The sequence below is a fragment of the Arthrobacter sp. TmtSoilC51 genome, assembly GCF_055388015.1.
This window is the reverse complement of record NZ_AP035877.1, coordinates 5,002,689-5,022,681: the sequence shown is the minus strand read 5'-3', so window position 1 is coordinate 5,022,681 and position 19,993 is coordinate 5,002,689. Positions and strand designations below refer to the sequence as shown.

Sequence of the window (19,993 nt, the reverse complement as noted above, 5' to 3'; positions counted from 1 at the left end):
TACGACGGCGGCGCGGCATGACCGCGCTTGCCCCGGCACGGCCCGGCTCGCCCCGCGACTCCAGCACCTCAGGCAAAGGACCAACGACGGCGGTACGCAAGTCCCGCCGTCGGGCGCGCCTTGAGCCCTGGCTCTATTTAGCGCCGGCGTTCCTCGTTTTGATCGCCCTGCTCGGCTACCCGATCTTCCAACTGGTCAACGTCTCGCTGTACGACTACCGCCAAGCCCAGGTCAGCGGCAAAGCCCCACTGAAGTTCACCGGACTGGAGAACTACCAGAAGCTCTTCGCCGACCCGCAGTTCTGGACTGTCCTTGGCAACACCATCCTGTTTGCTGCCGTATGCGTCGTGTTCACGCTGTTGGTGGGCAGCTCGTTGGCGGTGCTAGCAACGCGATTAAGGCCGTGGGTCCGTTCCATGCTCTTCGTCGTGTCCCTCGGAGCCTGGGCAACACCTGCAGTCACGGGCAGCGCGGTGTGGCTGTTCCTCTTCGACCCCACGCTCGGCCTGGTCAACAAGACGCTGGTGGGCATCGGCCTCACCCAGTTCCAGGGCTATTCGTGGACGTACGACAAGTGGTCCGGTTTCGGCCTGGTGGCCAGCGAAGTGGTGTGGTGTTCGTTCCCGTTCGTGCTGGTGACGGTCTACGCCGGCATTCAGGCGATCCCCACTGAAGTCATCGAAGCCGCAAGGATCGACGGCGCCTCCATGCCCCGCATTGCCCGCAGCATCATGCTCCCCATGCTTCGGCCGATCGTGATCGTGGTGACAATCCAGTCGATCATCTGGAACTTCAAGATCTTCTCGCAGATCTACATCATGACCAATGGTGGCGGCATCGCCGGCCAGAACCTTGTGCTCAACGTGTACGGCTACCAGCAGGCCTTCGCGGCAAGCCTCTACGGACTCGGCTCGGCGCTCGGCGTAATCATGACCGCCCTGCTGATGGTCATCACGCTGGTCTACCTCCGGATCCTCAAGAGAACAGGCGAAGCCCTATGACCGCCGTCGAAGTTTCATCCCGCAAGCCGCTGGCCACGGCGGACGTGCCCCAGAAGTTCCGCAAGCATGGCAAACGCCGCTTCGGTGCCGATGCCGCCGCGATTGTCATCGCGCTCATCGTCGCATTCCCGTTGTTCTGGATGGTGCTGTCCGCGCTGAAGCCCAAAACAGCGCTCGACGCCGGTGACGCGGCGCCCTTCACGCTGAAACCATCGCTGGACTCGTTCGGGCGCGTCCTGGGCGTCAACAATTTTGGCCAGTACTTCCTGAACAGCGTGATCGTGGCGCTGATCGTCGTTGTGCTATCCACCGTGCTTGCGTTCTTGGCGGCCGTGGCACTGACCCGTTACAACTTCAAGATGCGCACCAAGCTGCTGATCATCATCCTGGTTTCGCAGATGGTGCCTGTTGAGGCTCTTACGATTCCGCTGTTCTTCCTGCTCCGTAACGCTGGCGAGGCCATCCCGTTGGTTGGCCTGAACCAGCTCGGCTCGCTGGTGCTGGTGCATGTTGGCTTCAGCATTCCGTTCGCCATCTGGATGCTCCGTGGCTTCGTGGCCGCCGTGCCCGTGGAAGTCGAGGAGGCCGCGCGTTTGGACGGTGCCAGCAGCTTCCGGTTTGTCCGTTCCATCCTCTTCCCGTTGGTGGCGCCGGGCGTTGTGGCGTGCTCTGTGTTCTCCTTCATCTCCACGTGGAACGACTTCCTGTTCGCCAAAACATTCATCATTTCCGCCCAGGAGAACCAGACACTGCCCATGGCCTTGCTGACGTTCTTCAAGCCCGACCAGAATGATTGGGGTGCCATCATGGCAGGCTCCGTGATCATGACCATTCCGGTGTTGATCTTCTTCATCGCAGTACAGCGCAAGCTCGTGTCCGGCCTGGCTGGGGCGGTGAAGGGATGAGCGCGGTCCATCAGTTGGTACCAGCACCGTGGTCCTTCACGGCGCTGTCCGGCGAGTTGGAGCTCGACGCCGCAACCACCTTGGGCGCCGATCCTTCGCTCAGCGGTCCACGCCGGTGGCTTGCACGGGCCTTAGGCACCGCGACCGGCTGGGATCTGGTTCCCGCTCCGGTAGGGGAGGCGCGCCTTCGCCTCCTTCTGGACCCGACGCTCGAAGCCGAGGCCTACCGCCTGGAGGTGGGTGACGCCGTCGTGATTCATGCGGGCGGTCCTGCTGGAGCGTTTTACGCTGCGCAGACGCTGCTGCAGCTGATGGGTCCGGCGGCCCTCCGTCAGGCGCCTTTGGTTGCTGTTTCCAGCTGGTCAGTGCCCCGCGTTTCCGTGGAGGACAAGCCGCGTTTCGGCTACCGGGGAACCATGCTGGACGTCGCGCGGCACTTCATGCCCAAGGACAACGTCCTGCGGTTCATCGAGGTGATGGCGATGCATAAGCTCAACGTCCTGCACCTGCATCTCACGGACGATCAGGGGTGGCGTATCCAGATCAACCGCTATCCCAAGCTCACTGAGACCGGTGCGTGGCGGCGTGAATCCTCGCGTGGTTCCTGGCGTGCAGGGGTGTTCGATGGCCTGCCGCATGGCGGTTTTTACACGCAGGACGACCTCCGGGAGATCGTGGCCTTCGCCGCTGATCGGCACATCACCGTTATCCCTGAAATCGACGTTCCGGGCCATAGCCAGGCTGCGATCGCCGCATATCCGGAGCTGGGTGCGCCTTTGCTTCCGGGGTCTGAGCCTGTGGAGGTGTGGACCCGCTGGGGCATCAACGAAACCGTCCTGGAGGTCTCAGAGACTTCGCTTGTGTTCTATCGGAACGTCTTGGATGAAGTACTTGAGATCTTCCCCTCCCCCTGGATAAGCCTGGGCGGCGACGAAGTTCCCCTGACCCAATGGCAACGCAGCGCACAGGCGCAAGCGAAAGCCGCAGAGCTCGGGCTTGATGACGTGTCAGGTTTGCACAGCTGGTTCGTCGGGCAGTTGGCTTCATATTTGGGCGAACACGGCCGCAAGACCTCAGTGTGGGATGAAATCGGCGACGGCGGCCTGCCGGATGGCGCACTCGTCGCCTCATGGCGTGGCTACGAAGGCGGCGTCGATGCGCTCCGCAGCGGCTACGACGTGGTCATGTGCCCTGAGCACAAGCTCTATTTGGATCACCGCCAGGCCGACGGTGACGACGAACCGGTGCCGGTGGGATTCGTAACCACGCTTCAGGCTGTTTATGAGTTCGAACCACTACCGCCTGGACTCGAAGCGACCGCATTGCCAGGCCGTTTGCTCGGCGCCCAGGCAAACATCTGGACCGAACACCTGGACTCTCCCCGCCGCGTCTACTTCGCAGCCTTTCCCCGCTTGAGTGCCATCGCCGAAGTGTTCTGGTCCAAGCCGGATTCCCGGGACTACGATGATTTCCTGACCCGCCTCACCGATGCGCATCTTGCGCGGCTTGATGCCATGGGCGTGGAGTACCGGCCATTGACCGGTCCCGCCCCTTGGCAGCAACGGCCAGGAGTCCAGGGTTGGAAACGCGATTACGACGCCGAGCAGCTTGTAAGGAACTGAGTGACTACTGAAGGCAAAGACGCCCGCAATTCCTCGGCATCGCTGCGTAAAGCATTGGCTCTGTTGTCGGTGGTGGCAGAGGAACCCGGCAACGGTGATGGCTTGGCGCTCGTGGAGCTCGCCCGGATTTCCGGCCTGAACAAGAGCACTCTGCTGCGGTTGGCCGCGCCGCTGTTGGAGGAGAACCTGCTGGAGCGTGACCACGAGACCGGCAAGTTTCGCCTGGGTCACGGCTGCCTGCGCCTGGGCCAGTCCTACCTTGACCGGGTGGACCTGCGCAGCGTGGCCAATCCTGAGTTGCGCGCACTCATGCGCGCCACGGAAAGTACCTGCCATTTGGTGGTGCTCTCCGGGCACGACGTGGTTTATCTCGACAAAGTCGAGGACGAAGCAACTGTGCGCATGGCTTCCCGGGTTGGAGCCACCATGCCGGCTTACTGCACCGCGGTGGGCAAGGCCATGCTTGCGTTCAGCCCCGAGGAAGTGGTGGGGCCGATCCTCGCGGGCGATCTTGTGCCGCTCACCGAGAAGACAATCACTGATCCAGCGCTTTTGCGGGCTGACTTCGAGGCCATACGCCGCCGAGGATACTCTATTGATGATCGCGAAAACGAGCCGGAAGTCCGTTGCGTAGCCGCTCCGATCTTCGGTCACGACGACCATGTGGTGGCGGCCCTGTCGGTGTCCTCCCTGTCCTCGCGAATGACTGCAAAGCGAGTTCGGGAAGTGGGTCCGATGGCCGCCGAAACCAGCCTGAAGATTTCAGCCAAGCTGGGTTCGCGGCGCGCATCGGTGAAGCTGGCGAAGCTCGCATGACGCTTAGTGCTTCTGAGTATTTTCGCGCCAAGCTGCAGTGCGAAATCGACGTCATGGAAGTGGCTGAGTCGGAGCCGGGACACTTGGTTGTGGTGGACACGCGCCGGCAGTCCTCATGGGACCACGGACATATTCCCGATGCGGTACATATTCCGACCGCTGACATTCCGGCCTTGGCTACTGGTCTGATCCCGGCAGGCTCGCAAGTCGTGGTCTACTCCTGGGGTCCCGGTTGCAACGGCAGCACCTTCGCGGCGCTCGCTTTCGCCGAACTGGGATACTCGGTGAAGGAAATGATTGGTGGCATCGAGTACTGGATCAGGAATGGCCTCCCAGTGGAGACGGCTTCCGGCATCAACACAGAGAAGCCCGATCCGCTGGTGACAGCGCACGCGTGATGTCTCTGGAAACCGGGGTGGGGGCATGGCCGTTTTCGTGCTGATTCACGGTGGCGGTTCCACGGCGTGGGACTGGCATCTGGTTAGTCCCCTGCTTGAGGCATCGGGGCATGGCGTGGTGGCCGTGGACCTGCCCATCGAAGACGACGCTGCCGGGCTTGAGGATTACACGCAGGCAGTGACTGCAGCTGTCGGCGACGCTCAGGACACCATCGTCGTTGCCCACTCCTTGGGCGGCTTCACGGCACCATTGGTCTGCGAGGCCCTCCAGTCCGACGGACTGGTGTACCTCTCGGCAATGATTCCGATGCCGGGCGAGACGTTCGGCGACTGGTGGACCAATACAGGGCATGATCGCGAGACCATCCCGGAAGAAGCATTCTTCAACCTGGTCCCTGAGGATTTGGCACAGCAGGCCATCGACAAAGAGCGGGACCAGCAAGGTGCGTGGATGTCCGCGCCTTGGCCCGGCCAGCACCCAGGCGTGCCCACCCTGGCGATTTTGTGCCGCGACGATCAGTTCTTTCCTCCGTCATTCATGAGGCGCCAAGTACGCGATCGGCTTGGAACCGAACCGGTGGAGATCCCGGGCGGTCACTACGCCAGCTTGAGCCATCCGGAAGCTGTAGCGGCCGCTCTCAACGACTTCGCCCATGAAATCAGTGAAAGCCGCTAAATATGGTTCCTCAGTCCTTCTTCAATTCCTGAGCAAGCATGACGAGGATTCCGCTGGGTCCGCGCAGGTACGTGAGCTTATAGACGTCGCCGTAGGTGGCCACTCCACGTAGCGGAGTGCACCCGTGCTTCGCCGCTATCTCAAGGGCTTGATCGATATCGTCAACGGAGAAGGCCACCCGGTGCATTCCGATGTCGTTCGGACGGGTGGGGTGCGTCTCGATCGCATCAGGGTGGATGTACTCGAAGAGTTCGAGTTGACCCTGACCATCGGGGGTTTGCAGCACCGCAATCTTCGCGTGGTTGCCATCAAGCCCGACGGCGGTATCAGCCCACTCGCCGCTGACGGTGTCACGGCCAACAACCGTCAGACCCAGGTCGGTAAAAAAGGCGATGGTTTCTTCGATGTCCCGTACCGCAATGCCGACATTCTCAAGTTTGATGGCCATGCGTCGAAGCTACCAAGGTGGAGCGATTGGCTCCAGTGGCGAGGCGGCAGGAAACCAGAACCCGACGTCGGCACTCACCCGGGTGCCGTGGGCCCAGTTTCCTTAGATTCCGGGACGGACAGTCTTGGCCAGCAACTCCTCAAGCCTTTGAAGGTCGTCCTCTGAGAGTGATCGAAGCGGCGATTTCGCCTCAAAGCGATCGATCATTGTCTTTCGGGTCTTCAAGCCTGATTCGGTGAGGCGGAGAATCTTGGCCCTTCTGTCTGAAGGGTGCTGCTCCCTCGTGACAAGACCAGCTTTCTCAAGTTTGTCCACCACATAAGTGATGTTGGACGGATCACATTGCAAGGAATTGGCGATTTCACGCTGTGTGTGCGGAGTTGCGAGCTGCCTCAGGACCGCCGCTTGGGTGGTAGTCAAGTCGAGTTCGGCCACGGCGGAACGCACTTGGTCCGACAGTCCCTGGGAGAGCTCGGTGAGAAGCTCCCGTACGCGCCTTGTTCGATCATTGGCTGTTGACTGAGGGTCCTCGGGCATGTCCACAGTCTAGTCGAGTACGTACAAGCTTAAATTAATGAATGATCCAATTGTTGCAGTTAACCTCTAGCTTGAAGTATCTTGGGCGCGGGGAAGCCTTTACAGCATTGGGGAAAAATCATGGACACATCTGTACGTAACGTCATCGACGACGTTCTCGGCCCGGCCGATGAGAGGTACTTCGGAAGCGGTTTCCGAAGGGTCGCTCACTGTATTGAGGACCTAAAACTAGAGATGGCCAGCCAGACTTCTCTAGGCGTTACGGGGGTTGCGGCGCTGTCATATCCGCGCGATTGGTCGCGAAAGGATCACCATCGCGGGTTGCGACCGCATCTCTCAACCGTGGATGCATTCGTCATAGCCGTTGAACTCGCAGAGGTGCTCCTTATTCGGGTGTTCTCCCTAGGGTCAAGGGAACGCACATCCGCGTGGATCCGCTCCGTCGAATTCCGTTCTGGAGCAGTGCCCCAGGAGAAACTGGAGGCCATAGACGTCAAGGCAGCGTTGGTGGCGACCAAGCCGAGTAGCCGATGTTTGAGTGCTCCATTTGAATCGCTCTTGGAGTGTTCCGTTGGGAGCATCAAGGTCCAGCTGCGGCTTGAGCACGAAATATGTTCCTTCAACCCGAAGATGGGTCCGATGCCCTCCCTGTCATCGGTGCTGGGCGAAGCAGAGGGGCGCTTCTATGGCGAAGGATTCAGGCACCGCTTCCACAAGATTGGGAACGTTCGGTTTACCGCCGACAACCAGCGCGTGGACGCGAGCGTTGCCATAAGTTCTGCCTCTGAGTCTGCGTTTCGAAATGACATCGGAGGCGATTATCGGCCGTCCGTCTCCATCCTGGACTGTGTCATCGCGCAGTCCCAAATGACGCAGGCACTGCTCTACCAGGTGGACGGGATCTCTCGTCATGAATCCAACACGCTTTGGATGAGGCGCGTCGTTATTGCGGCCGACACGCCCTATCGTCCGCTCAGTCACGCATTTGACGCTTCCTCCACCGTGGAGAAGTCCAGGCTCCTTAACGTAAACGGCCGCTTTTACCGGTCGACGGATTTCAGCGGAACATTCCTCGGTCTCGTCAACCGCTACTCACTGGCACACGAGCTTCCTGATCGTGTCCTGACCCAAATGGGTGATCCCGAATTGCAGACAACACACGAAGGAACCCTATGAGAATCGCCATCTCTGGCACCTACTCGTCCGGCAAGACCACCACGTCCATGGCCTTGGCGCATATGACAGGAATCCCTAGGACTCATGCAAAGACAATGCGAGAGATTCTCCCCGACGTATTGCCAGGAAAACGGCTTGAAGACTGCACGGCCCCTGAACTATTCCAGTTGGGCATGATCCGCTATGGCGAACGTGCCGTGCACGAGAGCCATCTTCCAGGGGGATTCATTTCCGACGGGTCCTCACTGCACGAATGGGTGTATGGCAAAATTCGTACCCACGTCGGAATCCACCCCGACAACCACGCGGCATCCATGGTTGACACCTCAGCGGAAATGAAGTACTTCAGCGAGGTCATCGAGGCCATCGGCGCAGTCACGAAGCGGCATGCAAAGACGACCTACGACGTCTTCGTTCACCTGCCGATCGAATTCGACCTTGTCACTGACGGGCACCGGCCCGTCTCAGAGCGATTTCGACAGCTCTCAGACGATCTCCTCCTCTCCAGCCTCGAAGAACTTGCCATCCCTCACCACGTCATTGGCGGAACGCTAGCCGAGCGGCTAACTGGAATCGCAAAAGCCTTGAACCTTCCCCAATTGATGGACGTAGAGCGCGCGATCGCCCTCGCGTATGACGAGGCTGCTGGCATGAACACCACCGATGAGCTAAACCGCTGACCGAGAGAATCCCAAACATGACACGCATTCAACACTCAAGACCTCGACCTACGCTGATGGCTCCATTCGCCTACGGTTCCTTGTCGTTGCCCAACAGATTTGTCATGGCGCCGATGACGCGGAACTTCGCCCAGAACGGTGTTCCATCCCCTGGAACGGCGGAGTATTACGGACGCCGTGCTGCTGGCGGCGTCGGGCTGATCATTACTGAGGGAACCGTCGTTGGTCATCCTGCTTCGTCTCCGTCGCCTACCGTGCCCCGGTTTCATGGCGGGGACGCCCTCAGAGCGTGGCAGGTGGTTGTCGAGGCCGTCCATGATGCCGGGGGAAAGATTGTCCCCCAACTTTGGCACGTGGGCCTTGACCGAAAGCCAAATGATTCCCCCCAACGGGATGTGGGGAATGTGGGCCCCTCCGACATTTTCGGCGAGATAAAGCACCCAGGCGCCACAATGACACGAAGGGACATCGACTCTGTTGTAGACGCTTTCGCTGCAGCGGCTGCCCATGCTCAGGCATGCGGATTTGATGGAGTCGAAATTCATGGGGGGCATGGTTACCTTGTTGACCAGTTCCTATGGTCTGCCACGAATAATCGGCTGGACTGTTACGGCGGCACGACCAGAAACAGATCTCGTTTCGCTGAAGAGATTGTCCAGGAGATTCGCCATCGAGTTGGACTTGATTTCCCCATAATCTTTCGGTTGTCCCAATGGAAGACCATTGATTTTGAGGCCCGCGCTTTTCCTGACCCACTGGCCTTGGAGTCTGCTCTCGCGCCGCTCGTCGATGCCGGCGTCGACATCTTCCATGCGTCCACCAGGCGCTTCTGGCTACCCGAGTTTGAAGGCTCGGACCTCAATCTCGCGGGTTGGGTAAAGAAGACCACGGGGCAGCCGACAATCACGGTGGGATCAGTCGGACTCGAGGACAGCGAGTTTGTAAGCGCGCTCCTGCATGGACAGGGTGCCGGGACTGCAGGATTCGAGCAGCTCGAGCAAATGCTTGCCCGTGGCGACTTCGACCTCGTAGCAATGGGGCGAGCCCTTATCTCCGACCCCGACCTCGTCAATCGCATGCGAGAAGGGCGGGCCGACACTCGCCTTCCCTTCGACGCGTCCGACCTAAACCACCTCAACTAGTCAAGGGATCCTGATGAAAGCTACAACCGCCATCCTCAGTGCGGCCTGCCTCGGGTACAGCATGGTTATCCTCGATACCACTGTGCTCAACGTCGCGCTGCCATCCATTGCGGCGGAGACCGGGGCTATCCCAGCCCAGCAGCAATGGATCGTGGATTCTTACGTCCTTGTCATGACCGCCCTCTTACTTGCAGGTGGCGGGCTCATCGACCGCTTCGGTGCCGCCAAGGTCTTCCGCGCTGGCGTCGTGCTCTTCACGGTTGCGTCCGTCCTCTGCGCCATGACGAACGTAGCTTCCGTGCTCATCGCAGCCCGGGTGTTGCAAGGCGTAGGCGGTGCCATGCTTATCCCAGCCACCCTGACCGTTGTGATGATGTCTTTTCCCGAAGTCTTGGAGCGCGGCCGGGCTATTGCCATCATTGCTACGGTGGCAGCTAGCCCACAGGCCTTCGGTCCGAGCCTGGGAGGGATACTTGTAGACACGCTCGGGTGGCGGAGCATCTTTCTGCTGAACGTCCCGATCGGTATCGCCACATTGTTGTTTGCCCGGCGCCTTCCTGTTGGTCAAGGAAACAAACGGCCTTTGGACATCACGGGAGTCGTCCTCATCGTGATCGCCTTGGGAGGGCTTACTTACGGCATCATTGAGTACGCCAATTCACAAGCGGGCGTTAATGTCATTGGATCCCTCGCAGTGGCCGTTTTGGCAGGTGTCGCCTTCATTATGGTTGAAAAGCGAACGAGCACGCCCCTACTTCCAGGTCCTATCCTGAATGCCCGCGGCCTGCACCTGTATGTGCTGGCCGGACTCTTCATGTTCGTGCTGTTCTATGCAGCTCTTTTCGCGGCAAACCTCTATTTCCAGAAGGTTCTAGGCCTCTCTGCCCTGGACAGTGGTTTGCTGCTCTTGCCCGCAGGAGTGCCGGTCTTCGCCCTTCCGATCATGGTGAGCAAGCTGGCAGGGAAGAAGTGGAGTCCTGTAGCCCTCACCACTACCGGTACAGTCATCGCGACTACAGGTGCTGCCATGGGTCTGCTTTCTGGCGTCTCGCAATCACCGTTTGTCGTTTCAGCTTCCCTCCTCGTTCTTGGGATTGGGTTCGGTATCGCCTCTCCGCCACATTTGGCGCTCGCTACTTCCGTCGCCCCTCAAGGAACAGGTGGCGTCACCAGCGCCCTTGCCAACGCCGGGCGCCAGGCGGGTTACCTTTTCGGCGTAGCACTAGTCGGTATGGCAGGCCAGAGCACGTTCGGGTATCAGCAGGCCGTCTGGATAGCGATTGCGGGGGGTGTTCTCGCTTTGGTGGTGCTCGTAGTCGCGGCCACATACTCCCGGAGCCGGTCCGCGGAGGGAATATCGATAGAACCACTGACCACCAAAGCAGGGTAGGCAGGAAACCAGAACCCGACGTCGGCACTCACCCGGGCGCCGACGTCGGGCTCTCTATTCGGTCTCCGCTTCCTTCAGAACCAGAGCCGTCCCTTGGAAAGCCCGCAGTTCGAGGAAGAAGCTGCCAAGATCATCCACTTGCCCCACGTTTTCGCCGCTGAAGAGATCGTGGACGCTGGCGCCGGGGACTAGATGCGAGGACTGGATGCTGCCTGCAATGTCCTGGTCGGAGAAGTTCAGGACCGTGACCTCAAGGTCGTCGCTGCCGAGTTGGTTGACCAGGACGAGCAGCCCGCGGTTGGAAACGTCGGGTACGTCCAGCAGGGTGCTCGTTGCGATCCCTGACTGTTCCCTTACTTTCAGGATCTGTTGGAGGCGCCGGGCGTAGGAGCTTGGGTCCTTGAGCTGTTCAGGTAGCGGCCCATAAAGGCTGGTGGCGCGTGGCATTCCGGCCAAGGACGTCTTGGCATCCGGACTTGTGCCCATCAGATCGTGCGCCCCGCGGTTGATCCAGCGGGTGTCGCCCTGCGAGGTGAGCTCCTGGACGGCGGCTCGGTCCAAGGCTGTGACACCGGTGAGGTCCCAGCCGGACAGGGCGAAGACCCCGGGCTGCAGCGCGTTGTACATGGACAAGAGCACATGGGCGTCCAGGACCTGGGCCTCTTGCTCCTTGGTGATGGAGGCGGGATCCTTGACGCCCAGGGCCGCCATGATGAAACTGACCGTGGTGCAGGCAATGCCATTGGTTGTGAAGACGGCGTTGTACGGCCCGTTCTCTCCAGTGAGCCGTTCCCGGAGGGTGTTCTGAACCTTTTCGGCAACCTCAGCGCCTGTCAGTTCCTCGCCGGCAAGCTCAAAGACGTCGTCCCTGTGGCCAGCGGCAAAGTGCAGCAGCTCGTAGGTCAGTTCATCATGGTTCTGCAGGGCATGCACAAGGGAGGCCTGGTCCACGCCGATGTCCATGGCAAGCCGAAGGGTCAGGCGCAGAAATTCGGTGTCACCCGTGACCAGCGCGCAGTGGTAGGCCGGCCTGGTGATGAAGTCGTAGGACAGATCCGGGCCAGACTCGGACTGCGCCTTGATGTCATCAATGGTGAGGTTGAGTTCCTGGAAGGAGAACCCGCCCACTTTGCGGATCATGGAGCCAATGAGCTGGTTGGCTGCCTCGGACAAGGGGTGGCCTTCTGACCAGCCCGGCTGTTCCTCCGCACTTTTCTCCACGCCGAGGAAGCCGTTGGCATCGAGCCGCAGGGCGCCGGTACCCAGGTCCAGGAGGGAATGCAGCGCATCGCCCACTACCAAGCGCATTCCAGCGAAGGTGGGGTCCAGCCAGTTAATGGACGGCTGTCCGGCCTTGAAGTAGTGCAGGTATACCCAGCGACGGGTTTTGCCTGTGGTATCCACGATCGGCCTCGTGGCGCTCCAGTTGGTTTCCTTGACCCCCGGCTCATAGAAGATCACCCGTTGGAGCCTGCCGATGATGTATCCGGCTTTTTGCAGGGCTTGTTCGGCGTCGGGACTGATGTTCACTGAATCTTCGCCCTCGGGAACATCAGGCAGCAGGTGCCAGTCTTCCTCGGGGATATCCACCATGTGATAGATGCCCGGGTAGTCGCGGAAGTTCATCTCGGCAAGACGGAAGTCGGCGCCTTTCCCGGTGTGCCCTGGGACGATGTCATCAATGACTGTCCCGTCATGATCGGCGGCGACTTCGCACATCCGGCGGAATTCTTCCTCCGTGCCGAAGGCCGGATCGATCGCCATGCTGATGCGGTCAAAATGACCATCGACGCTGGGTGTCTGCGACCAGCCGCTGATGCCTCCGGCCAGCTTGACGGGGCCGGTGTGGAGTCCACGGATGCCGATCTCCCGGAACGCCTTCCAGAGGCCGGGATCTCCCAGGGCGGACAGGAATGACTGACCCTCGCGGGTGATGAAGGAGAGTGGATAAGCCGTGAACCAAACAGGTGCCCGCTCCACTGCCGCCCTGGGGTTGGGCCGGGCGTAGGCGTTCTGCCACATACTCGCCTGGCCCGAGAGTTGCCGTGCCATGGTGTTGGCGTCGCCGAGCATTGACTGGTTGCGGAGCCAGTCCACATAAGTTGGGTTGCGCCCGTCGAATTCCAAGGAGGGCCTGGCAGCAAAGAATTGCCGGCGTCGGGCGATCGGCCGTAGCGCCTTCGGGCGGGCGGGATAGAACTGTTCGTCAAAAGTGATTTCCGCCGGCTCGGATGCTGCGCCGTCCGTGGGTTCCGCACCATTTGTGGGTTCCGCACCATTGGAGGGTTTCACGCCATTGGCCGGCGTATCCTGCCCCCCGGAATCTCCTGCGAGGCTCTGGTTCTCTGACAAGTTCCCGCTGGCTATTGGCTCCTGCACAGTTTTCTCCTTTACGCGGTCGCCGCTTTCGCGCCGACCTTCCGAGGGGTCGTTCAAGAGGTCACGTACTCCGGCTTGCCGGAGCCTTCATGCTAAGCACCGGAGCACACCATTTGTCGACCTATGACTGACAGGTGGCTTGGGAACCACCGTAAAAGGCTCGACGCCGGCCCTCAGGTGAGTGCCGTCGTCGAGCCTTAACGGTTGCTTCGGTCAGCCCTGCTGCAGTGCTTCCTGCCGGCGCTGCTCCAGCGCATTGCGGACACGGTCCACATCCCGCGGGTAGCAGAAGTAGAGGGCAGTGAGGACCGCCGCGTTGACCAACATGAGGATCACCAAGGTCCAGAGAAACACTGCCTGGATTCCGAGGCTTGAGGCCAAGGCGCCGGCTCCGAGGGAGAAAACGGCCCAGCCGATGGTCTCGAAAACTGTCAGGAAGATGGCGAAGGCCTGGCCGCGGAGTTCCGGCAGGACAACGGCTGCGACGATCGGACGGTTGGCGGGCGGATTGGCTCCTTGGGCGAAGCCGATCAGGGCCCAGAAGGCGCTGTAGATGCCGATGTTGTCGTAGTCGAATTGGGTGGCAAAGAATGCGACGGCCGCGAAGAGAACCTGGGCGCCCTGCAGGTAGGCCACCCGGCCCCGGTCAGGGAGGACCCGGTCCAGGAGTGCGACGAGCCAGCCGCCACCTGCCGTTCCAGCAAAGTAGCCGAGCCCAAAGGGAACAAGGACGATGGCCGCGACTGCGTTGGTGAAGCCCCGCTCCACCACGAGGAACTGGATACCGAAGATCGTGATGAGGAGGTGCCCGGAGAGCAGCCTTGAGAGCATCATGATGGAGAAGCTCGGAATCCGGAACAGCGAGGCCACTGAGCGGACGGTGACTTTCGGGGCGAGGCGCTCGCGGCCGCTGAGGTCTGCGAGCTGCTTCTCGGACGCTCCCACTCCGGGATCTTTCAGGAGCAATGCCACCAGCAGGCCGGCCAGGATGCAAATGCCACCGATGGTCCACATGCCGAAGCGCCAGCCGTCGGTAATGCCCGTGAACAATGCGATGAGAGGGGCAATGAAGGAACTGATGAGGCTCATGAATCCGTAGAAGTAGCCCGCAGCCTTCCCGCGCTGGCTGTCATCGAAGGAGTCCGCGATGATGGCGTTGGCGATCGGGCTTCCACCGATGATAGACGCCGACATCAGCGTGTTGAGGATCAACAGTTGAACGAAGTCCTGGGAAAAACCTGCGGCGATGCCGAAGACACCACCGGCCAGGGTAGTGGCGATCAGCGCTTTCCGTCGGCCGATCTTCCCAGCAAGCCAGGCCCACGCCGGACCGGCCGGAACAGCGATGATTTTGCCGAGTGCGGCCAGCAAGCCGAGGTGGCTGCTTTGCAGTTTCAGGGCCGCCGCAATTGTCGGGAACAGGGTGGCACTGAGGCCGGCTTCCGTATTGTCCACGACCGTAACGCCGGTGAGGACAGCGAGGTTTCGCCAGCGGTGGGGAACTTTGCTGGCTTGGGCTGCTCCTTCTGCTGCAGCTTCCTTGGCGAGGGCAGGGCTGGGTTGGGTGGTCATGGGCTGAAAGTCCTGTCTACATTGTCAGGCCGGGTTGGGGATGTGTCACTGGCTTGGAGTTACGCCGTGGGGACGGCAGCCAGTTCCTCGGCAATGGACCCGAGGGCGCTCGAGGGAACCGGGATGACGGCTGCGAGCTGGTAGAGGCTGAGCTGGGCGGGGATGTTAACCAGTTCAGTGCTGATGAGATCGGGGAGGTGCTTCTCCACGGCTTCGCGGCCGCGGACGTCCTGGAGCAGTTCCAGTAGGGGCAGCGTTAGGGCCGTTCCGCCGTCGGCGAAGCTGTCGATCGGAGGCAGGGGTTCCAAAGCGAGCCGCGCCCTGTCCGCTTGCTGGGCGGCGAGCAGGTGCTGGGTTGTGGCTTCGGAATCGAAAGGAATCCCAAGCCGCTGGAACTGGCTTTCCGGTGCATCGTTTGCGTGCATGAGTTTGGCCAGCGTTCTCAGGAGGCGGAGTTCCAGCTCGTCGTCGATGATTGGACTCGTTTGGTTGGGGTCTTTTTCCACGTCAAAAAGAAGGGTTCCGTGGCCCCAGGAGTTCATCATGGAGGTGGTCTGGAGTTGCATTGTCCGCAGTCCCTTGGTGAAGCTGAACGCTTCCGCAGGCTGCCAGTGCGCGAGTTCGGCGGTTGAGAACCGCGACCGCATGTGGGTGGGCATGAGCGTGTAATCCTCCAGCGGCGCGTTGGAAGGTTCGACGGCGGCACGCATGTAGACGTAGCGGCCGTCAGTGACGTTGACGTGGCCACCGTGAATGCCGAACAGCGCCGCCTCACGTACTTCTCTGTCGTCCTGCAGCACTGCGGCGAGGTCCTGGCCCTGCATGTCCTGCGTAGGTTCGAGGCCGAAGAAACGCAGCATGGTGGGTGCGATGTCGATGGTCTGCGCGAGGGCTCCGCGCCGGGTGTCCTTGCCGCCGGTGCGCGGGTCCCACAGGAACATGGGCAGGTGCACGAGCTCGTTGAACCACGGTTGAACAGACTTGGCCCACCAGCCGTGTTCGCCCAACAGGAAGCCGTGGTCCGTGTTCACCAAGAGGAGGGTGTCTTCCCACATGTTGTATTGGTCCATGGCATCCAGGACCCGTCCGAGGGACTTGTCGCACATCGAGACCAGCGCGGCATACTCGTAACGGGCATGCTCCACTTGGTCCTGTGGCTCGGTGACCTTCTGGTATCCCGGCCAGTCGAATTCGGGGCCGTCGTATTCATGCTCGTACAAAGCCTTGTATTTGCTGTGGGTGAAGAAGGGCTCATGCGGATCGAAAAGCTCGATCTGGAGCATCCACTTGTCCGCTTCATGGTTCGTATCGATGAAGTGCAGGCCGGCGTCCACGGTTTTGGTCTGGGAGTGATCTGCCTCGGTTGGCATGTAGCTGCGGTTGATGAGGTCCTGCCGCTTCATCCCCGCACGCCAGTCCTGGCTCCGGCCCGAAGGATTTACTACACCCTTCCACGGGTCGCCTTCCTGGCCACGGAAGAACTCCCAGGTTGTGTACCGCGGGTGGTACGTGGCGCCGCCGTCCTCCCAATAGTGCGGGTGGTCTGATACCAGATGCGTGTGCACTCCTGCTTTTCCCAGCATCTCCGGCATGGAATCGTCGAACGGTTCCAGCGGTCCCCAACTACGGTGCAGGAAATTGTGGCGGCCAGTGTGCATCTCCCGGCGTGCTGGCATGCAAGGCATCGAACCGGCATAGAAATTGTCGAACGTGGCCGTCTTTGCTGCGAGGCGGGCAAAGTTGGGGGCATCCACGAAGGTATCTGCCGCATAGGGGGAGAGCATGTGCCTGTTGAGGCTATCGAACATGAGAATGATGGCCTTCATGGTCGCAGCTCCGCCGGTACAGCGGTGAGCGAGCGGGAAGTCAACTGCCCATCCAGGAGTTCCTTGCGCAGGCTGATCAGCCCAGCAACGTGGGCGTCGATGGCGCTCGCGCCCATGAGGTGCAAGCGTTCTCCCACAGATTCGGCCAGCTCGGTGTCGAAGGCGATGGTGGGAGCCCACTGTTCCCTGCGGTCGCGGTTGCGGTACCTGGCGATTTCGTCCTGGCGGGTGTGGATTTCGACATCGAGAATCCGGAGGAGTTGCTCGGCGCTCATGAAGCCGGCAAAGGCCAATCGCGCACCAAGTTCGGGGTCCTGGAAACGGCTGGCCGGGTGGTACGGGCCTGTCAGCCAATCGAGGAAGACGGTGGCTCCTTCATCAGTGACGCGGTAAGTCTTTGCGTCCTGGGCACCGGGCCGGGGGTCCACGCTGTGGGTCACCCAGCCCTGGTTCTCCATGCTCCCCAGCGAGCGGTAAACCTGGCTCATCTGCGTATTGGAGCGTAGGAACCGGCCGTGGGTGTCGAGGAACTTCTTGATGTCGTAGCCCGTGCTCGGATGCTCCAGCAGGACTCCAAGAAGGATGTGTTCGAGCTTCATTGTTCTCTCCGTTGGCGGGTCTTTGCGTGATGCGGGTCACGCCTTCTGAGAAAACAATGACACAAGTGGAATGCTGAGTCAATGACACAAGTGGAATGCTTTTGGAACTCGTCGGCTGCGCCTGGGTGGGTGCCGGCGTCGAACCTTAATGCCCAAGCCTGTGTACACACGGAGGCCGGGAGGCGAAGCTTAAGGAGCACGTGCACCCAGGGGGAATTCCGAAATGTACAAAGCGCCAAGCATGGGAGTGACTGACAGCCGACTCGACCACGCATTCTTCGTCCTGGGTGGAGCAGCTGCGGTGTGGCTGGCATTCCTGCTTGTGGGGGAGAGCTTTCACCTCGGGTGGGGCCAAGTGTGGTTCTCCGTGGTGTTCTGGGCTTTCCTTGCCTACCTGCTGTTGCCTCGCCTCCACCGGATCCTTACCACCATTTACGTTCCTGGCTACTTCATCGGCCGGGCCCGGACCAGTGATGGACTGCTGGGTGATCCGGTGAACGTGGCCCTCATGGGCACCGAGGCGCAGATCCACGCGATCATGCGTGCCGCCGGGTGGACCATCGCGGACGACGTGACCTTCGCCAGCAGCCGACGCATCGTGAGCTCTACTCTTTTGAGGCAGAGCTACACCCAAGCTCCCGTCAGCCCCCTTTACCTCTTTGACCGGCAACAGGACTTCGCCTACCAGCAGGAGGTGGACAGCAACCCCGGCAAACGCCACCATGTGCGCTTTTGGCGATGCCCCGAGGGCTGGATGCTGCCCGGTGGGCACAAGGTAGATTGGCTTGCCGCCGGCACTTACGATCGCAGCGTTGGCTTCTCACTGTTCACCCTCCAGATCACGCACAAGATCGAGCAGAATACCGACGTGGAGCGGGACCACATCGTGCGGACGGTGTCCGAGGCTGAGCCTGCCGTGACCGTCCGTGTCATCAAGGACTTTTCCACTGGGTATCACTCGCGAAATGGCGGCGGGGATTCGATCTCCACAGACGGCGATCTGCCCATCATCGACGCGTGCAGCGTACTCGTCCCCACTGACCAACCCGCCAGTCAGACGGACAGCCGCGATCGCCGGCCCGCGCCCACCATGACGGGTGCATTCCTCGTGGTCATCCGGGCCCTTGCTGCACTTGCTTTGGCCATCACTTTGCTGACCTCGGGCGGCACCGTCACCTTGGAGGACGCCAACCCTGACCCGCAAACCACGACGGCGGCAATCGTCACCGTGGCCGCGATCGTCCTGGTCTTCGGGCTCGGCGAAGTGTTCCTTGCCTGGCGGATATTTCTGGGCAGCAACGGCGCGCGCGTGATTGCGATGGGACTCAGCTCCATCTCGATCGTGGCCCAAGCCATCGACGCCTCCACTGGAACCACCAACCTCACGCTTGAGGCCGGCCTGTCCGGGCTGGCCACCGACATCCTTGTGCTCCTGGCTCTGTCCAGCCAACGAGCCCGGATCTATGCCAAGCGCCAGCGGGTTCCGGCCGTCCCGCCGTCGGTTGTGCGGCGCGTGGCTTCCTGACCTTCTTTGACGCGGTGAGCGCTGACGCCGCGCACATTCACTGGGGACGCAGAAACGGGCTGGCGACGCCTGAATGTAGGTGTCGCCAGCCCGCAACTGTGGCGCAAACGAAAATGGGTGTCGCGGCCAGGCAGTGCTACGCAGTAACGGCCAGGGCGTCGATCTCCACCAGCATGACCTCGTGCGGGAGGTCAACAAAGACAGTAGTGCGGCTCGGCAGCAAACCGCTGGGCACGTTCTCGCGGATGAACTCACCGTAGACCTCGTTCATGGCGGCGAAATCGTCGCGGGTGGTGAGGTAGACGCGGAACATCAGGACGTCTTCAACGGAGGAGCCGCCGGCTTCGAGGATGGCTTTGACGTTCTCCAGCGTGCGACGGGTCTGGACGCGGACGTCGCCCTCGCCGATGTACTGGTTGGTGGCGGGGTCCATGGGGCCCTGGCCGGAAACCTGGAACATGCCGCCCTTCTTAATACCCTGGGAGAATACGTGCGCCGGGGCGGGGGCGTTTTCGGTCAGTACTACGGTCTTTTCACTCATGCTGAGTTCCTTTCGTGGCTGATCCAGCCGAGGTCTTTCGAGATGGCCTCGGTGCTGGCTTTGAGGTCGGGCAGCAGCTCCAGCAAGCCTTCATAGCTGAGCATTACTACCGGTACCGAACAAGAGGCTGCGGCAACAACGGCACCTGAGGCGTCGCGGATGGGGGCCGCAATGCAGTGCACGAACGCTTCGTGCTCGGCGTTGTCGTGGGCCCAGCCCTGTTCCTTGACCTGCTCGAGTTCGGCCAGCAAGGCCTCCGGCGAGGTCAGGGTATTCTCGGTAACTTTTACGTAGTCCAGCCCCGCCGCGATCTTTTCCTGCCGGCTGCGCGGCATGTCGGCGAGGAGGACTTTCGACACAGCGGCCGAGTGCAGCGAAGCTGTCAGGCCGATGCGCGAGTACATGCGGACGGGGTGGTGCGACTCAAACTTGTCGATATACACCACCTCATTTCCTTCGAACGCAGCGAGGTGCACGGTGTGCCCGGTGCGGCCGTTCAGTTCGGCCAGGTGCGGGTGGGCGACCTTGCGGATGTCCCGCTGTTCCAGGGCGAGGGAGGACAGTTCGAACAGCTTGGAACCGAGCATGAACCGCTGATCTTCGTCGCGCACCACAAGCCGCTTCTCCTCCATGGCGTGCAGGAGCCGCATCACGGTGGTTTTGTGTACGGATGCTTTGGACGAGAGCTCGTCAAGGGTGGCGGGCTTCGCTGCGAGTTCGGCGAGCAGGTCGATGGCCCGCATGAGGCTCTGGCTCAAGG

At 61.0% G+C, this 19,993-nt stretch carries 19 protein-coding genes; 11 read left to right on the top strand and 8 right to left on the bottom strand.

Annotated elements, in window-relative coordinates:
* Positions 1-17 precede the first annotated feature (17 nt).
* From ACZ5G6_RS23000 to ACZ5G6_RS22975, 6 genes are read left to right on the top strand one after another with little or no spacing between them, the layout of a single operon-like run.
* Positions 18-1,001, top strand: a complete 984-nt coding sequence (locus tag ACZ5G6_RS23000; RefSeq protein ID WP_498688435.1) for a carbohydrate ABC transporter permease — start codon at positions 18-20, stop codon at positions 999-1,001.
* On the top strand, positions 998-1,906 hold the full coding sequence (locus tag ACZ5G6_RS22995) for a carbohydrate ABC transporter permease (RefSeq protein ID WP_498688433.1): 909 nt from the start codon (positions 998-1,000) through the stop codon (positions 1,904-1,906). Before ACZ5G6_RS23000 ends, ACZ5G6_RS22995 begins: the two co-directional genes overlap by 4 nt.
* Positions 1,903-3,528: a beta-N-acetylhexosaminidase gene (locus tag ACZ5G6_RS22990; RefSeq protein ID WP_498688432.1), complete on the top strand. Its 1,626-nt coding sequence runs from the start codon at positions 1,903-1,905 to the stop codon at positions 3,526-3,528. Before ACZ5G6_RS22995 ends, ACZ5G6_RS22990 begins: the two co-directional genes overlap by 4 nt.
* A complete protein-coding gene (locus tag ACZ5G6_RS22985) occupies positions 3,529-4,344 on the top strand; it encodes an IclR family transcriptional regulator (protein ID WP_498688430.1) in 816 nt (271 codons plus the stop codon). It begins immediately after the preceding gene.
* Positions 4,341-4,742 carry a rhodanese-like domain-containing protein gene (locus ACZ5G6_RS22980; RefSeq protein ID WP_498688428.1) on the top strand — a complete coding sequence of 134 codons (402 nt, stop codon included), beginning with the start codon at positions 4,341-4,343 and terminating at the stop codon, positions 4,740-4,742. The genes ACZ5G6_RS22985 and ACZ5G6_RS22980 overlap by 4 nt, the downstream gene beginning before the upstream one ends.
* A gap of 25 nt (positions 4,743-4,767) precedes the next feature.
* Positions 4,768-5,418, top strand: a complete 651-nt coding sequence (locus ACZ5G6_RS22975) for an alpha/beta fold hydrolase (RefSeq protein ID WP_498688426.1) — start codon at positions 4,768-4,770, stop codon at positions 5,416-5,418.
* 10 nt (positions 5,419-5,428) lie between these two features.
* On the opposite strand, the gene ACZ5G6_RS22970 is transcribed toward ACZ5G6_RS22975, so the two are convergent.
* Together ACZ5G6_RS22970 and ACZ5G6_RS22965 are read right to left on the bottom strand one after the other, a co-directional pair.
* Positions 5,429-5,866 (bottom strand): VOC family protein, encoded by a 438-nt coding sequence (locus ACZ5G6_RS22970; protein ID WP_223935096.1) that lies wholly within the window; start codon positions 5,864-5,866, stop codon positions 5,429-5,431.
* A gap of 102 nt (positions 5,867-5,968) precedes the next feature.
* On the bottom strand, positions 5,969-6,403 hold the full coding sequence (locus tag ACZ5G6_RS22965; protein ID WP_223935095.1) for a MarR family winged helix-turn-helix transcriptional regulator: 435 nt from the start codon (positions 6,401-6,403) through the stop codon (positions 5,969-5,971).
* A gap of 120 nt (positions 6,404-6,523) precedes the next feature.
* Between ACZ5G6_RS22965 and ACZ5G6_RS22960 the strand changes: the two genes are divergently transcribed.
* From ACZ5G6_RS22960 to ACZ5G6_RS22945, 4 genes are read left to right on the top strand one after another with little or no spacing between them, the layout of a single operon-like run.
* Positions 6,524-7,579: an AvrD family protein gene (locus tag ACZ5G6_RS22960; protein ID WP_223935094.1), complete on the top strand. Its 1,056-nt coding sequence runs from the start codon at positions 6,524-6,526 to the stop codon at positions 7,577-7,579.
* A complete protein-coding gene (locus ACZ5G6_RS22955; RefSeq protein WP_498688423.1) occupies positions 7,576-8,259 on the top strand; it encodes an AAA family ATPase in 684 nt (227 codons plus the stop codon). Before ACZ5G6_RS22960 ends, ACZ5G6_RS22955 begins: the two co-directional genes overlap by 4 nt.
* A 17-nt stretch (positions 8,260-8,276) precedes the next feature.
* Positions 8,277-9,401, top strand: a complete 1,125-nt coding sequence (locus tag ACZ5G6_RS22950) for an NADH:flavin oxidoreductase (RefSeq protein WP_498688420.1) — start codon at positions 8,277-8,279, stop codon at positions 9,399-9,401.
* Positions 9,402-9,414: 13 nt separating this feature from the next.
* A complete protein-coding gene (locus ACZ5G6_RS22945; RefSeq protein ID WP_498688417.1) occupies positions 9,415-10,791 on the top strand; it encodes an MFS transporter in 1,377 nt (458 codons plus the stop codon).
* A 54-nt stretch (positions 10,792-10,845) separates the two neighbouring features.
* Here ACZ5G6_RS22945 and treS read toward each other — a convergent pair whose 3' ends face one another.
* The 4 genes from treS to ACZ5G6_RS22925 all read right to left on the bottom strand — a co-directional run bounded on the left by treS (position 10,846) and on the right by ACZ5G6_RS22925 (position 17,167).
* On the bottom strand, positions 10,846-13,008 hold the full coding sequence (gene treS, locus ACZ5G6_RS22940; RefSeq protein ID WP_498691998.1) for a maltose alpha-D-glucosyltransferase: 2,163 nt from the start codon (positions 13,006-13,008) through the stop codon (positions 10,846-10,848).
* A gap of 375 nt (positions 13,009-13,383) precedes the next feature.
* Positions 13,384-14,742, bottom strand: a complete 1,359-nt coding sequence (locus tag ACZ5G6_RS22935; RefSeq protein WP_498688414.1) for an MFS transporter — start codon at positions 14,740-14,742, stop codon at positions 13,384-13,386.
* A 59-nt stretch (positions 14,743-14,801) separates the two neighbouring features.
* Positions 14,802-16,568, bottom strand: coding sequence for a sulfatase (locus tag ACZ5G6_RS22930; protein WP_498688412.1), 1,767 nt, complete (start codon positions 16,566-16,568; stop codon positions 14,802-14,804).
* Positions 16,565-17,167 carry a PadR family transcriptional regulator gene (locus ACZ5G6_RS22925; protein ID WP_498688411.1) on the bottom strand — a complete coding sequence of 201 codons (603 nt, stop codon included), beginning with the start codon at positions 17,165-17,167 and terminating at the stop codon, positions 16,565-16,567. Before ACZ5G6_RS22925 ends, ACZ5G6_RS22930 begins: the two co-directional genes overlap by 4 nt.
* Positions 17,168-17,390: 223 nt before the next feature.
* Here ACZ5G6_RS22925 and ACZ5G6_RS22920 point away from each other — a divergent pair, with 223 nt between their 5' ends.
* A complete protein-coding gene (locus tag ACZ5G6_RS22920) occupies positions 17,391-18,692 on the top strand; it encodes an LssY C-terminal domain-containing protein (protein WP_223935087.1) in 1,302 nt (433 codons plus the stop codon).
* Positions 18,693-18,828: 136 nt separating this feature from the next.
* Here the strand turns inward: ACZ5G6_RS22920 and ACZ5G6_RS22915 are convergent, their stop codons facing one another.
* Positions 18,829-19,233 carry a RidA family protein gene (locus ACZ5G6_RS22915; protein ID WP_024818727.1) on the bottom strand — a complete coding sequence of 135 codons (405 nt, stop codon included), beginning with the start codon at positions 19,231-19,233 and terminating at the stop codon, positions 18,829-18,831.
* Positions 19,230-19,991 (bottom strand): IclR family transcriptional regulator, encoded by a 762-nt coding sequence (locus ACZ5G6_RS22910; RefSeq protein WP_223935086.1) that lies wholly within the window; start codon positions 19,989-19,991, stop codon positions 19,230-19,232. The genes ACZ5G6_RS22915 and ACZ5G6_RS22910 overlap by 4 nt, the downstream gene beginning before the upstream one ends.
* Positions 19,992-19,993 lie beyond the last annotated feature (2 nt).